This window comes from Vaccinium witches'-broom phytoplasma str. VAC, assembly GCF_000309405.1.
In the GTDB taxonomy this organism is placed as follows: Bacteria; Bacillota_I; Bacilli_A; order Acholeplasmatales; family Acholeplasmataceae; genus Phytoplasma.
The window spans coordinates 1-11,030 of record NZ_AKIN01000006.1 but is presented as its reverse complement, the minus strand read 5'-3'; the positions used below and the strand labels follow the sequence as shown (position 1 = coordinate 11,030).

At 30.1% G+C, this 11,030-nt stretch carries 22 protein-coding genes; all 22 read left to right on the top strand.

What is annotated here, in order from left to right:
* The first annotated feature begins 91 nt into the window (after window positions 1-91).
* The 22 genes from rpsJ (at window position 92) to secY (ending at window position 11,013) form a co-directional block, all read left to right on the top strand.
* Window positions 92-406: a 30S ribosomal protein S10 gene (rpsJ, locus tag RI68_RS00420; RefSeq protein WP_017191823.1), complete on the top strand. Its 315-nt coding sequence runs from the start codon at window positions 92-94 to the stop codon at window positions 404-406.
* 53 nt (window positions 407-459) lie between these two features.
* The gene (gene rplC, locus RI68_RS00415) at window positions 460-1,119 is read left to right on the top strand and encodes a 50S ribosomal protein L3 (RefSeq protein ID WP_017193307.1); all 660 of its coding nucleotides are present in this window, start codon (window positions 460-462) and stop codon (window positions 1,117-1,119) included.
* A complete protein-coding gene (gene rplD / locus RI68_RS00410) occupies window positions 1,112-1,741 on the top strand; it encodes a 50S ribosomal protein L4 (RefSeq protein WP_017192120.1) in 630 nt (209 codons plus the stop codon). Before rplC ends, rplD begins: the two co-directional genes overlap by 8 nt.
* Window positions 1,734-2,033 (top strand): 50S ribosomal protein L23, encoded by a 300-nt coding sequence (gene rplW, locus RI68_RS00405; RefSeq protein WP_017192121.1) that lies wholly within the window; start codon window positions 1,734-1,736, stop codon window positions 2,031-2,033. The genes rplD and rplW overlap by 8 nt, the downstream gene beginning before the upstream one ends.
* A 53-nt stretch (window positions 2,034-2,086) precedes the next feature.
* Complete coding sequence (rplB, locus tag RI68_RS00400) at window positions 2,087-2,917, top strand: 50S ribosomal protein L2 (protein ID WP_017192122.1); 831 nt, start codon at window positions 2,087-2,089, stop codon at window positions 2,915-2,917.
* A gap of 17 nt (window positions 2,918-2,934) precedes the next feature.
* Entirely contained in the window at window positions 2,935-3,216 is a 282-nt protein-coding gene (rpsS, locus tag RI68_RS00395; protein ID WP_017192123.1) for a 30S ribosomal protein S19, read from the top strand.
* A 20-nt stretch (window positions 3,217-3,236) separates the two neighbouring features.
* Entirely contained in the window at window positions 3,237-3,656 is a 420-nt protein-coding gene (gene rplV / locus RI68_RS00390; RefSeq protein WP_017192124.1) for a 50S ribosomal protein L22, read from the top strand.
* On the top strand, window positions 3,640-4,476 hold the full coding sequence (gene rpsC / locus RI68_RS00385) for a 30S ribosomal protein S3 (RefSeq protein ID WP_017193306.1): 837 nt from the start codon (window positions 3,640-3,642) through the stop codon (window positions 4,474-4,476). Before rplV ends, rpsC begins: the two co-directional genes overlap by 17 nt.
* Before the next feature lie 22 nt (window positions 4,477-4,498).
* Window positions 4,499-4,918: a 50S ribosomal protein L16 gene (gene rplP / locus RI68_RS00380; protein ID WP_017192638.1), complete on the top strand. Its 420-nt coding sequence runs from the start codon at window positions 4,499-4,501 to the stop codon at window positions 4,916-4,918.
* Window positions 4,918-5,274 (top strand): 50S ribosomal protein L29, encoded by a 357-nt coding sequence (gene rpmC, locus RI68_RS00375; RefSeq protein WP_017193305.1) that lies wholly within the window; start codon window positions 4,918-4,920, stop codon window positions 5,272-5,274. Before rplP ends, rpmC begins: the two co-directional genes overlap by 1 nt.
* Window positions 5,275-5,363: 89 nt before the next feature.
* Window positions 5,364-5,636, top strand: coding sequence for a 30S ribosomal protein S17 (gene rpsQ, locus RI68_RS00370; protein WP_026071925.1), 273 nt, complete (start codon window positions 5,364-5,366; stop codon window positions 5,634-5,636).
* Window positions 5,633-6,013 (top strand): 50S ribosomal protein L14, encoded by a 381-nt coding sequence (gene rplN, locus RI68_RS00365; protein ID WP_017193303.1) that lies wholly within the window; start codon window positions 5,633-5,635, stop codon window positions 6,011-6,013. Before rpsQ ends, rplN begins: the two co-directional genes overlap by 4 nt.
* A 10-nt stretch (window positions 6,014-6,023) precedes the next feature.
* Complete coding sequence (gene rplX, locus RI68_RS00360; RefSeq protein ID WP_017193302.1) at window positions 6,024-6,371, top strand: 50S ribosomal protein L24; 348 nt, start codon at window positions 6,024-6,026, stop codon at window positions 6,369-6,371.
* Window positions 6,372-6,386: 15 nt separating this feature from the next.
* On the top strand, window positions 6,387-6,932 hold the full coding sequence (gene rplE / locus RI68_RS00355; RefSeq protein WP_017192131.1) for a 50S ribosomal protein L5: 546 nt from the start codon (window positions 6,387-6,389) through the stop codon (window positions 6,930-6,932).
* A gap of 12 nt (window positions 6,933-6,944) precedes the next feature.
* Complete coding sequence (gene rpsN / locus RI68_RS00350; protein ID WP_017192132.1) at window positions 6,945-7,214, top strand: 30S ribosomal protein S14; 270 nt, start codon at window positions 6,945-6,947, stop codon at window positions 7,212-7,214.
* A 33-nt stretch (window positions 7,215-7,247) separates the two neighbouring features.
* A complete protein-coding gene (rpsH, locus tag RI68_RS00345; protein ID WP_017192133.1) occupies window positions 7,248-7,628 on the top strand; it encodes a 30S ribosomal protein S8 in 381 nt (126 codons plus the stop codon).
* Window positions 7,629-7,648: 20 nt separating this feature from the next.
* A complete protein-coding gene (gene rplF / locus RI68_RS00340; protein WP_017193301.1) occupies window positions 7,649-8,191 on the top strand; it encodes a 50S ribosomal protein L6 in 543 nt (180 codons plus the stop codon).
* Between the two features lie 21 nt (window positions 8,192-8,212).
* Window positions 8,213-8,566 carry a 50S ribosomal protein L18 gene (gene rplR, locus RI68_RS00335; RefSeq protein WP_017193300.1) on the top strand — a complete coding sequence of 118 codons (354 nt, stop codon included), beginning with the start codon at window positions 8,213-8,215 and terminating at the stop codon, window positions 8,564-8,566.
* On the top strand, window positions 8,563-9,099 hold the full coding sequence (gene rpsE, locus RI68_RS00330) for a 30S ribosomal protein S5 (protein WP_017193299.1): 537 nt from the start codon (window positions 8,563-8,565) through the stop codon (window positions 9,097-9,099). The genes rplR and rpsE overlap by 4 nt, the downstream gene beginning before the upstream one ends.
* The gene (rpmD, locus tag RI68_RS00325) at window positions 9,096-9,290 is read left to right on the top strand and encodes a 50S ribosomal protein L30 (RefSeq protein ID WP_017193298.1); all 195 of its coding nucleotides are present in this window, start codon (window positions 9,096-9,098) and stop codon (window positions 9,288-9,290) included. The genes rpsE and rpmD overlap by 4 nt, the downstream gene beginning before the upstream one ends.
* A gap of 3 nt (window positions 9,291-9,293) precedes the next feature.
* Window positions 9,294-9,740, top strand: a complete 447-nt coding sequence (rplO, locus tag RI68_RS00320; protein ID WP_017192138.1) for a 50S ribosomal protein L15 — start codon at window positions 9,294-9,296, stop codon at window positions 9,738-9,740.
* Between the two features lies 1 nt (window position 9,741).
* Window positions 9,742-11,013 (top strand): preprotein translocase subunit SecY, encoded by a 1,272-nt coding sequence (secY, locus tag RI68_RS00315; RefSeq protein ID WP_017193297.1) that lies wholly within the window; start codon window positions 9,742-9,744, stop codon window positions 11,011-11,013.
* The last annotated feature ends 17 nt before the right edge of the window (window positions 11,014-11,030 follow it).

The following is an 11,030-nucleotide window of genomic DNA, read 5'->3' as shown; positions in this document are numbered from 1 at the left end:
TTTGTTTTATAAAAAAAATATTTGTTTTATAAAAAAAATATATTTGGGAAGTTATTGTCATTATCAAAATCAAGAAAGGAGAATAAGAACAGTGGCTCAAGAACAAGAAGTTGTTAAAATTCTTTTAAAAACTTACGATCATCATTTGATAGATCAAGCAGCAAAAAAAATTATCACTAGTATTTCCAAAACAGGAGCTCAGATAAAAGGCCCAATACCTCTTCCAACTAAAAACGAGGTTTTTACTGTTTTACGTTCGCCTTTTGTAAATAAAGATAGTAGAGAACAATTTGGCCGTTCTACTCACAAACGTTTAATTCAAATTATTAATCCGAATGCTAAAACAATAGACGCTTTAATGCACATTAATTTGCCATATTCAGTAAATATTTATTTAAAAAAATAAATAATTAAAAAAAGAGAAAAATTATTTTGATAATTTTAAGAAAGGGGATCAAAATGGCTAAAGGAATTTTGGGAAGAAAATTAGGCATGACTCAAATTTTTGATGAACAAGGATTTGTAATCCCTGTTACTGTTGTGGATGTTTCTGATAATGTTGTTTTACAACAAAAAACTATAGAAAAAGACGGCTATCAAGCCACTCAATTAGGATTCGCTTCTAAAAAAGAAAAATTGTCCACAAAACCACTTATCGGTCATTTTGGTAAAGCCAGAACTACTCCTAAGTATTTTGTTAGAGAGTTATCTTTTTTACCTGACTTTAAAAACGAATTAGCTTCTTTAGAAGTAGGACAAACATTAACACAAGATATTTTCCAAACAGGAGAAATCGTTGATGTTGTAGGAATTAGCAAAGGTAAAGGTTTTGCTGGTTCAATTAAAAGACATAACCAAAGTAGAGGGCCTGAGAGTCACGGTTCTAGATATCACAGAAGACCTGGTTCAATGGGACCTATTAAAGGTAATATTAAAGGCAAAAAATTACCTGGACACATGGGTTGTGAAACAGTTACTGTTCAAAATTTAAAAATAGTTTCTGTTGTTTCTGATAAAAAATTATTTTTAATTAAAGGCAATGTTCCTGGACCTAAAAAAGGTTTCTTAATAGTTAAAACTGCTGTGAAAAAAATGACAAGGGAGAATCCAAATGCCTAAATTTAATGTTTTTGATCAAAATGGTAAAATGAGTTCAGAAATTGTTTTATTAGATCAAGTTTTCGGTATAAAACCTAATCAACAAGTTTTATATGATGTTGTTAATAAACAAAGAGCGGCAATGCGTCAAGGAACTCATTCAACTAAAAATAGATCTGCAGTTTCCGGCGGAGGAAGAAAACCTTGGGCTCAAAAAGGCACAGGTAATGCTCGTCACGGTACGATTCGTTCTCCTTTATGGAGAGGCGGTGGAGTTGCTTTTGGTCCGAAACCAAGAGATTATGATTTTAAAATGAATTGGAAAGTTAGAAGATTAGCTTTAAATTCTGCTTTGTCATTGCAAACTCAAAACAATAACTTAACCGTAGTTGAAACTTTAAAATTAGAAACACCAAAAACTAAAGAATTTCAAAAAATTTTAAAAAATTTACAAATTACAGAAAAAGTTTTAGTAATAGTTACAGAAATAACTGAAAATTTAATGCGTTCTACTAATAATTTACCTCAAGTAACTTTAGAAAGTGCTTCTCATGTAAGTGTTTATCAAATATTGAATGCTAAACGTTTATTTGTAACTAAAGGTGCTATTGCTCATTTTGAGGAGGTTTTAAAAAATGATTAAATATTATGAATGGCTTAAAACTCCTGTTATCACTGAAGCTACTAATAAAAAATTAGAATTACAAAACGAATACACTTTTAAAGTGGATAAAAGAGCTAATAAAATAGAAATTAAAAAAGCTGTTGAACACATTTTTAATGTTAAAGTTTTAATTGTACGTACTAGTAACGTTTTGCCTAAATACAAAAAAAAAGGTAAATACGAAGGTTATACGGCATCTTATAAAAAAGCTATCATTAAATTAGTTCCTGGCCAAAGAATAGACATTTTTAGCGATTCTGATTCAAAATAAAAAAATAAAAGATTAATTTTTTTTTAAAAAATTAAAGAAAGGTTATCCATTGCATGTCTATTAAAAAATATAAACCTATATCTAATGGTAGTCGCAATATGAGACTGCAAAGTTTTGACGAGATCACTACTTCCAAACCTGAAAAAAGTTTATTACGTTCTAAAAAAAGTACAGGCGGAAGAAATAATCAAGGAAAAATTACTGTAAGGCATCACGGCGGCGGAGTAAAACAAAAATATCGTATTATTGATTTTAAACGTAATAAAGACGATACGATTGGCAAAGTTGCTACTGTTGAATATGATCCAAATCGTAACGCTAATATTTCTTTAATCCATTATAAAGACGGAGAAAAAAGATATATTTTAGCTCCTAAAGGTTTAACTGTAGGAACTGAGATTTCTGCTGGTTCTAATGCTGAAATTAAAGTAGGCAATACTTTACCATTAAAAAATATTCCTGCTGGTTCTTTCGTACACAATATTGAGTTAAAACCTGGTAAAGGCGGACAATTAGCGCGCGGTGCGGGAACTTCTGTTCAAATCGTTAAAAAAGAAGAGAAATATGTTGTTCTTAGTTTGCCTTCCGGAGAGATTAGACAAGTTTTATCAACCTGTAGAGCCACTATCGGCGTTATAGGAAATGAAACTTATAAGTTGATTAGAAACGGTAAAGCAGGAAAAACGCGTTATTTATCTATCAGACCAACCGTTAGAGGTTCTGCGATGAATCCTAACGATCACCCTCATGGCGGAGGAGAAGGCCGTGCTCCTATTGGACGTAAGTCGCCTATGACTCCTTGGGGTAAAAAAGCTCGTGGAGTGAAAACACGTAAAAAAAATAAATTTTCTAATAGTTTAATTTTAAAACGTCGTAAGAAATAAAATAAAGAGGTAAATTTATGGCTCGTTCGATTAAAAAAGGTCCTTTTTATGATGAACATTTATTAGCAAAAGTACTAAAACAGAACGCAACAAAAAATAAAAAAGTTATTCAAACACGTTCGCGCAGAACCACTATTTTACCAGAATTTATCGGTCATAAAATCGCTGTTTATAACGGAAGAGAATACATTATTTCTTCCATTACAGAAGATATGGTGGGACACAAATTAGGTGAATTTTCTCCAACTCGTACTTTTCGCGGACATGCTAAAAAAGATAAAAAAATTCAAAAAAAATAATTTAGAAAGGCATTAAACATATGAATGTAAAAGCTATTGCAAATCAGATGTCTGTTGCTCCTAGAAAAACACGTTTAGTAGTGGATTTGATCCGTGGCAAACATGTTAGAGAAGCTCAAGCAATTTTGATGTTTACTCCAAAAGCAGCATCTCCAATCGTTTCAAAGCTTTTAAAAAGTGCTGTTGCCAACGCTGTTCATAATTTTAGCCTTAAAGAGGAAGAATTATACGTGAAAGAAATTTTTGTTAATGAAGGTCTTCGTTTAACTCGTTTATTACCAAGAGCTAAAGGTAAAACTGATAAAATTAAGAAAAGAACTTCTCATATTACAATAGTTGTTTCTTCCAAAACGGCAGAAGAAAAGAAAACAGTTAAAAAGCAATCAGTCATCCAACAAATAGAAGGAAAGGAGATAGTTGAAAATGGGTCAAAAGAGTAGTCCAATCGGTTTAAGATTAGGAATCATTAGAAATTGGGATTCCAAATGGTACGCCGAAGATAAACAAGTTCCTAATTTAATTCTTGAAGATTATCAAATCAGAAATTTAATTAATAACCATTATTCGAAAGCAACTATTTCCCGTATTGAAATCCAACGTTTTAAAAAAACCAACAAAGAACAAATCCAAATTTTTTTATACACTTCAAAATTAGGCATAGTTGTTGGACCTGAAAACAAAGAAAAAAATAAATTAGTTGAAAAAATCGAAAAATTGATTAAAAAAGATATTATTTTAAACGTCTTAGAAGTTAAAAACCCTGATAAAGTGGCTACATTGGTAGCACAAAATTTAGCTATCCAATTAGAACAAAGAGCTTTTTTTCGAGCTGCTCAAAAAATGACAGCACAAAAGGTTTTAAAAACAGGCGTTAAAGGTGTTAAAATTATTATTTCTGGTCGTTTAGGCGGCGCTGAAATAGCTAGACAAGAAACTCTTTCTAAAGGGCTTGTTCCTCTTCATACTCTAAGAGCGGATATCGATTATGCTTTTGAAGAAGCTCACACTACTTATGGCGTTTTAGGCGTTAAAGTATGGATTTATCATGGTGAAGTTTTACCTAAACAAACTATCGAAGATACTAGAAAAGTATTAGTTTCTCAATATGATGAAAAAAGAGTTAATCCTCAAGATAGAAAACCAAAATTTGACGACAGAAGATCTAAATTTTCTGATAGAAAACCAAAATTTGAAAATAAAAAAACATTTTCAAAAAAAGTTAACAATAATAAAAATGTTAAAACAAAAATAACGTCCTAGATGGGGAAAGAGGTAAATAATTATGTTAATGCCAAAAAAAACTAAATACCGTCGCCCACATCGTGTAAGTTACGAAGGAAAATCTAAAGGTAAAAATAAGATCAATAATGGTAATTATGGTCTTATCGCAAAAGAAGGAGCTTGGATTACTAGCCAACAAATAGAATCTGCTCGTATTGCTATGACTCGTCATATGAAAAGAGAAGGTAAAGTTTGGTTAAACATCTTCCCTCATTTATCTTTAACTAGAAAGCCTTTAGAAGTTAGGATGGGTTCCGGAAAAGGTGCTCCTGAATTTTGGGTAGCGGTTGTTAAAAAAGGCAAAGTACTTTTTGAAGTTAGTGATCTTAATAATTTAGAAAAAACAGAAAAAGAAGCTCTAAGACTTGCATCTCATAAATTACCTATTAAAACTAAAATCGTTAAAAGAGGTCAAGAATAATGAAAATCAAAGACGTTCGTAAAATGACAAACGAAGAATTAAATGATAAAATTCTTCATTTTAAAAAAGAATTATTTGACACTAAATTACAATTAGAATTATCTAAAACAAAAAATACTTCTCGTGTGCGTAAAATCAGAATCATAATTGCACAAATGAAAACAGTTTTAAACGAAAGAAAGTTATCTCACAATGTAGTTGTTGAGAATATCCCAAAAGATTCTAAAATATCAGTTGAAGAACAAAAAATAATTCAAAATAATCCATTAGAAAACGACAAAGTAGAAACTACAGAAGTTGAAACTGAACAAACGGAAAACAAAGAAAAAAATAAAGAATTAGATACGCAAAAATAAATATATATTTTTGGCAAATAAAATATATAATTTTTTTGTAGATTCTTTATTTCAATAAAATAAAATTCAAACAAAAGAAAAGGAGGTTGATTTCAATGCGTAATTCTAGAAAGATTTTATCAGGCGTAGTTGTTTCTGATAAAATGCAAAAAACAATTACTGTTGCTGTGGATACTTACAAAAAAGATTCTTTATACAAAAAAAGAGTGAAAAAAACTAACAAATTTCATGTTCACGATGAAAAAGAAGTTGCAAAAGTAGGCGATTTAGTTAATTTTATGGAAACAAGACCTCTTTCTAAAACTAAAAAATTTCGTTTATTCAAAGTTGTCAATGCCAAAAATAAGGAGTCTCAAATATGATTCAAAAAAATACTCGTTTAGTAGTAGCAGACAATAGCGGAGCTAAAGAGGTTTTAGTTATTGGTATTCCTGGCGGAAGTAAAAAACGTTACGCTTATATAGGCGATTTAGTTGTAGTAACTGTAAAAAAAACTATTGCTTCTAGCGCAGTTAAAAAAGGAACAGTTGCAAAAGCTTTAATTTTACGCACTAAACATGGTTTAAAAGGCAAAGACGGCAGTTATATTAAATTTGATGATAACGCAGTTGTTATTGTTAAAGACGATATGACGCTTAAAGGCACAAGAATATTTGGACCTGTTGTTAAAAATCAAAAGTTAAGAGATAATAATTTTTCTAAATTTCTGTCTTTAGCTGAAGAAGTAATTATAATATGAGGTATGATGAATGTATATTAAAGTAGGAGATATAGTTGCTATTATCGCTGGAAAAGATCGTTTTTCAACTGATGAAAAAGACAAAAAAACTCTTAAAAGCGGAAAAGTAGTAAAAGTTTTTTTTAAAGAACAAAAAGTTTTAGTTGAAGGAATAAATATTGCTACTAAACATAAAACTCCTTCAGACAACGAAAATAAAGGAAATATCATTAAAGAAGAATTGCCTATTCATGTTTCTAATGTTGCTGTAATAGATCCTGTTAAAAACGTGCCTACACGTGTTGGTTACCGTTTTGAGTCAGGTAAAAAAGCACGTTATGCAAAAAAATCAGGCACTACTTTAGATATTTCTAAATAAAGAAGGTTTGAATCAATGAAAAAAGAGAATAATTGTACTGAAAATAATTCGTTTTTGGCTTTAAAAGAAATTTTTAATTTTAAATCAGTAATGCAAGTTCCTAAAATAGACAAAATAGTGATCAATGTGGGGATGGGCGAAGCTGTTACTAACATTAAAGTTTTGGATGAATTTTCAGAACAATTAACTGCTATCAGCGGACAAAGACCTGTTATCGTTAAAGCTAAAAAATCTATCTCTAACTTCAAGTTAAGAGAAGGAATGCCAATCGGTTTAAAAGTTACTTTAAGAGGTAACAAACAAAAATCTTTTTTAAACAAATTAATCCATATCGCATTACCTCGTGTAAGAGATTTCAGAGGAGTTCCTACTAAGTCTTTTGATGGTAGAGGTAATTATGCGCTTGGCATTAAAGAACAAATTATTTTCCCTGAAATTAGTTTTGATAAAGTTAAAAAAATTTTTGGAATGGATATTTGTATTGTCACTACAGCAAAAAACGATGAAGATGCTAGAAAATTATTAGAATTTCACGGCATGCCTTTTAAAAAAAATAAATAAAATGGAGTTTTTATGGCTAAAAAATCAAGAATAGTTAAAAACCAAAAACAAAAAGCTTTATTTTTAAAATATAAAGACTTACGTTTTGAGTTAAAACAAAAAAAAGATTATAAAGGTTTATCTCGTCTTCCTGTGGAATCCTCCTCTGTCCGTCTTAAAAATATAGATCAGATCGATGGCAGATCAAGAGGATATATGAGAAAATTCGGATTATCTAGAATTAAATTTCGTGAATTAGCTAATAAAGGCGAAATTCCGGGTATTAAAAAAGCTAGTTGGTAATAAAGTTGGTAATAAAAAAAGGAGAACACAAATATGGTTATGACAGACCCTATTGCTGATTTATTAACAAGAATCCGCAACGCTAATACGATGCGTCATGCAAAAGTTTTAGTTCCGGCTTCTAAGTTAAAAATTAAAATGTTAGAAGTTATTAAAAAAGAAGGTTTTATTAAAGATTTTAATTTAGATGTAACTAAAAGAAACGTTATTATCCAATTAAAATATAATTCCGAAACAAAAGAAAGAACTATTAAAGGTTTAAAAAGAGTTTCTAAATATGTTGGCGTTGATGAAATTCCTAGAGTCTTAAGCGGATTAGGAGTAGCTTTAATATCTACTTCTAAAGGAATTTTAACTGATCACGAAGCTTTATCATCTCAAATTGGTGGCAAAGTTTTAGCTTATATTTGGTAAATATTAAGGAGAAAGACATCATGTCACGAGTAGGAAATAAAGTTATTGCAGTTCCTAAAGGTGTAGAAGTGGACATTAAAGATAACAATTTTATTACAGTTAAATCTTCTAAAGGACAATTAGAATATCAATTTCATCCTTCTTTAAAAATCGATTATAAAGATAATTTAATTTCTGTAAAAAGACCTAATGATAAAATTTTTATGAAAAAAATTCACGGCACTACAAGAGCTTTATTAAATAATATGATTACCGGTTTAGATCAATTTTTTGTTAAAAAAATGGAAATCGTTGGTTTAGGTTATAACGTTCAAAAGAAAGACTCAACTTTAACTTTTAATTTAGGTTTTTCGCATCCGATCGTTATGAATATCCCTGCTGGTTTAGAAGTAACAATCGTTAAAGGCACAGAAATTACCGTTAAAGGTGTAGATAAACAATTTGTAGGCGAATTCGCTGCTAAAAATGTTAAATTATCCAAACCAGAACCTTACAAAGGAAAAGGGATACGTTATGTTGGTCAATATATTCATAGAAAAACTGGTAAAAGTGCTAAAAAATAAGAAAGGACATTTATTTAAGCTATGATTAATAAACAATCTTCACAATTTTTACGTAAAAAACGCCATTTACGTTTAAGAAAAAAAGTGATAGGAACTAATGCTAAACCACGTTTAAATGTTTCTTATTCTAATAAATATTTTTATGCACAAATAATCGATGATCAATGTAAAGTTACTTTGTGCAGTGCTCATAGTAAAGAAATTAATGCCAACGTAGTTAATACAAAGGTTGCTTCCAATATAGGTACACTGATTGCTAAAAAAGCTTTAGAAAAAGGCATTACTAATGTTGTTTTTGATCGCGGCGGACGTTTATACCATGGTCGTATAAAAGCTTTAGCTGATTTTGCCCGAAAGGAAGGTTTACAATTTTGAAAGTAAATAGAATAAGAAAAGGATTCGTTAATAAAAAAGTCTCTTCAATCGAAGAAAAAGTAGTTAAAATTAACAGAATTACCAAAGTTGTTAAAGGTGGCCGTCGTTTTCGTTTTTCCGCTTTAGTTGTTGTCGGCAACAAAAAAGGAAAAGTAGGTTTTGCTACTGGTAAAGCCCAAGAAATCATTGACGCTATTAAAAAAGCTTTAGAAAAAGCTAAAAAAGAAATGGTTGATATCGCTTTAGTAGGAACTACTATTCCTCACCAAATTACTGGTCATTTTGGTGCAACAAAAGCTTTTTTAAAACCAGCTTCCAAAGGAACAGGTATCGTTGCTGGCGGTAAAGCTGCCAGAACTGTTTTGGAATTAGCAGGAATTAGCGATATTTTAACTAAGTCTTTAGGTTCAAGAACTTCCGTTAACGTTTTAAGAGCTGTAATGGATGGTTTAAAAAATTTAAGAACTATTAAAGACGTGGAAAGAGCAAGAGGAGTTTCTTTAGAAGCGAAAATTAAAGGAATAGCAAAATGAAAAAATTAGAAATTACTTTATATAAAAGTTTAATCGGAAGAACTCCTAATCAAGTAAAAAACGCTCATCACTTAGGATTAAGAAAAATTAATCAAAAAGTGATTAAAGAAGATATTCCTACTGTTAGAGGAGTTCTTAAAAAAATACATCATTTAGTTGTGGTAAAAGAAGTATTGGAATGGAGAGTTTAATTTATGTTACATTTATTAAAACCAGTTAAAGGCGCTAGAAAAACAACTAAACGTTTAGGTCGTGGCCCAGGTAGTGGTAATGGTAAAACTTCTGGCAAAGGACATAAAGGTCAATTAGCTCGTTCTGGCGGTAGCACTAGACCAGGTTTTGAAGGCGGACAAATCCCTTTTTTCCAAAGAATTCCTAAAAGAGGGTTCCACAATTTTAATCAAAAAAAATATTTTTTAATTAATTTAAAAGATTTAGAAATTTTTGACAATGATACTGTAGTTACTAGAGAATTATTATTGAAAAAAAGCCTTATCAAGAAAAACACTTCTGATATTAAAATATTAGCAAATGGTACTTTCACTAAAAAATTAACAGTACAAGCGTCTAAATTTTCTAATAAAGCTCAAGAATTGATTCAACAAGTTGGCGGAAATGTCGAAATATTGAAGGTAGCATAAGATGAAAATGGTAATAAATTTTCTTCGTGATAAAAGTAAAATAATTAAAAAAATTTTATTTACTTTAGTTATTTTATTTATCTTTGTTATCGGTAATAAATTAGTTATTCCTTCTGTGATGTTTCAAGAACAATTTTTTTTTGATTATAAACAAAAACTTTTTAAGCTTTCTAAGTCTAGTTTATTTGAAGTTAATGGTTCTATATATTTTTTATCTTTAGGGGTTTATCCTTATATTACTGCCTCTATTATTGTCCAGTTTTCGCAAAAATTATTCCCTTTTATGAAAGAATGGCAAGAACAAGGCGAAAGAGGAAAGTATAAAACGAATTTAGTTGCTCGTTCTTTGACTTTGCTATTTGCGATAGGATTGGCTTTATCTTCTATTCAACGCGATGGAATCGCCTCGTTCGCTAACAATAAAGCACACGTTTTAACGATAGTGTTTTTTTTAGCGGTCGGAGCCTTCATTAGCATTTGGTTAGCTGATTTAATCACTTCTAAAGGGGTAGGAAATGGTATTTCTATTTTCGTAGCAATTAGTGTAAGTAAAAATTTATATGACACGTTGCAATTTTTAATAAACGTCAACAATTCAGACTTTGTAGTTAAAAGAATCTTCACTTTAGTAGTTTTGTTAATCTTGTTAATTTTAACAGTAATTTTATCAGCTGCTTATTTAAAAGTTCCAATCACTTACGCTACTAAACAAAATAATGATAAAATAAAAAATCATATCCCTTTAAAACTTAATACTTCAGGAATTTTGCCAGTTATTTTAGCCAATAGTTTATTGCAAGTTTTTGGAACTATTTCTCTTTTGTTGGGACCAGAAAATGGTTTTTCCCAATGGGTAAATCGATTTCAGGTTTCTCAAAGCAATTATTTAGGTTTAGGTTTTTTTGTTTACTTGTTATTAATTTTGTTATTTTCAGTTTTTTCTACTTTTATAACTATTAATCCGGCAGACATTGCCGAACATTTATCAAAACAAGATGCTTACTTAGAAGGGGTAAAACCTGGAGAAGAAACGGTTTATAAAATTACTCAAAAATTATTTAAAGTAACAGTCATCGGCGCTTTTGCTTTAACTATTTTAGCCGCTTTACCCGAATTGATTAATTTTTTTGTTTGGGCTAATGATTCTGACAACACATCCCAAGTTCAATTAGGTGGCACTAGCCTTTTAATTGTTGTAGGTGTGGCTGTTGAAGTAATGCAACGTATAACGGCTCAAACCAACGTTAAGAAATTATACAAAAAATTATTTTAAATAATAAAATTTTATAA

Coding starts and splice junctions, on each gene's coding strand:
- rpsN (WP_017192132.1), top strand. CDS start 6,945: ATGGCTAAAAAATCAAGAATAGTTAAAAACCAAAAACAAAAAGCTTTA.
- rplF (WP_017193301.1), top strand. CDS start 7,649: ATGTCACGAGTAGGAAATAAAGTTATTGCAGTTCCTAAAGGTGTAGAA.
- rplD (WP_017192120.1), top strand. CDS start 1,112: ATGCCTAAATTTAATGTTTTTGATCAAAATGGTAAAATGAGTTCAGAA.
- rplE (WP_017192131.1), top strand. CDS start 6,387: ATGAAAAAAGAGAATAATTGTACTGAAAATAATTCGTTTTTGGCTTTA.
- rpsS (WP_017192123.1), top strand. CDS start 2,935: ATGGCTCGTTCGATTAAAAAAGGTCCTTTTTATGATGAACATTTATTA.
- rplB (WP_017192122.1), top strand. CDS start 2,087: ATGTCTATTAAAAAATATAAACCTATATCTAATGGTAGTCGCAATATG.
- rplC (WP_017193307.1), top strand. CDS start 460: ATGGCTAAAGGAATTTTGGGAAGAAAATTAGGCATGACTCAAATTTTT.
- rplW (WP_017192121.1), top strand. CDS start 1,734: ATGATTAAATATTATGAATGGCTTAAAACTCCTGTTATCACTGAAGCT.
- rplN (WP_017193303.1), top strand. CDS start 5,633: ATGATTCAAAAAAATACTCGTTTAGTAGTAGCAGACAATAGCGGAGCT.
- rplO (WP_017192138.1), top strand. CDS start 9,294: ATGTTACATTTATTAAAACCAGTTAAAGGCGCTAGAAAAACAACTAAA.
- rpmD (WP_017193298.1), top strand. CDS start 9,096: ATGAAAAAATTAGAAATTACTTTATATAAAAGTTTAATCGGAAGAACT.
- rpmC (WP_017193305.1), top strand. CDS start 4,918: ATGAAAATCAAAGACGTTCGTAAAATGACAAACGAAGAATTAAATGAT.
- rplX (WP_017193302.1), top strand. CDS start 6,024: ATGTATATTAAAGTAGGAGATATAGTTGCTATTATCGCTGGAAAAGAT.
- secY (WP_017193297.1), top strand. CDS start 9,742: ATGAAAATGGTAATAAATTTTCTTCGTGATAAAAGTAAAATAATTAAA.
- rplP (WP_017192638.1), top strand. CDS start 4,499: ATGTTAATGCCAAAAAAAACTAAATACCGTCGCCCACATCGTGTAAGT.
- rplR (WP_017193300.1), top strand. CDS start 8,213: ATGATTAATAAACAATCTTCACAATTTTTACGTAAAAAACGCCATTTA.
- rplV (WP_017192124.1), top strand. CDS start 3,237: ATGAATGTAAAAGCTATTGCAAATCAGATGTCTGTTGCTCCTAGAAAA.
- rpsH (WP_017192133.1), top strand. CDS start 7,248: ATGGTTATGACAGACCCTATTGCTGATTTATTAACAAGAATCCGCAAC.
- rpsC (WP_017193306.1), top strand. CDS start 3,640: ATGGGTCAAAAGAGTAGTCCAATCGGTTTAAGATTAGGAATCATTAGA.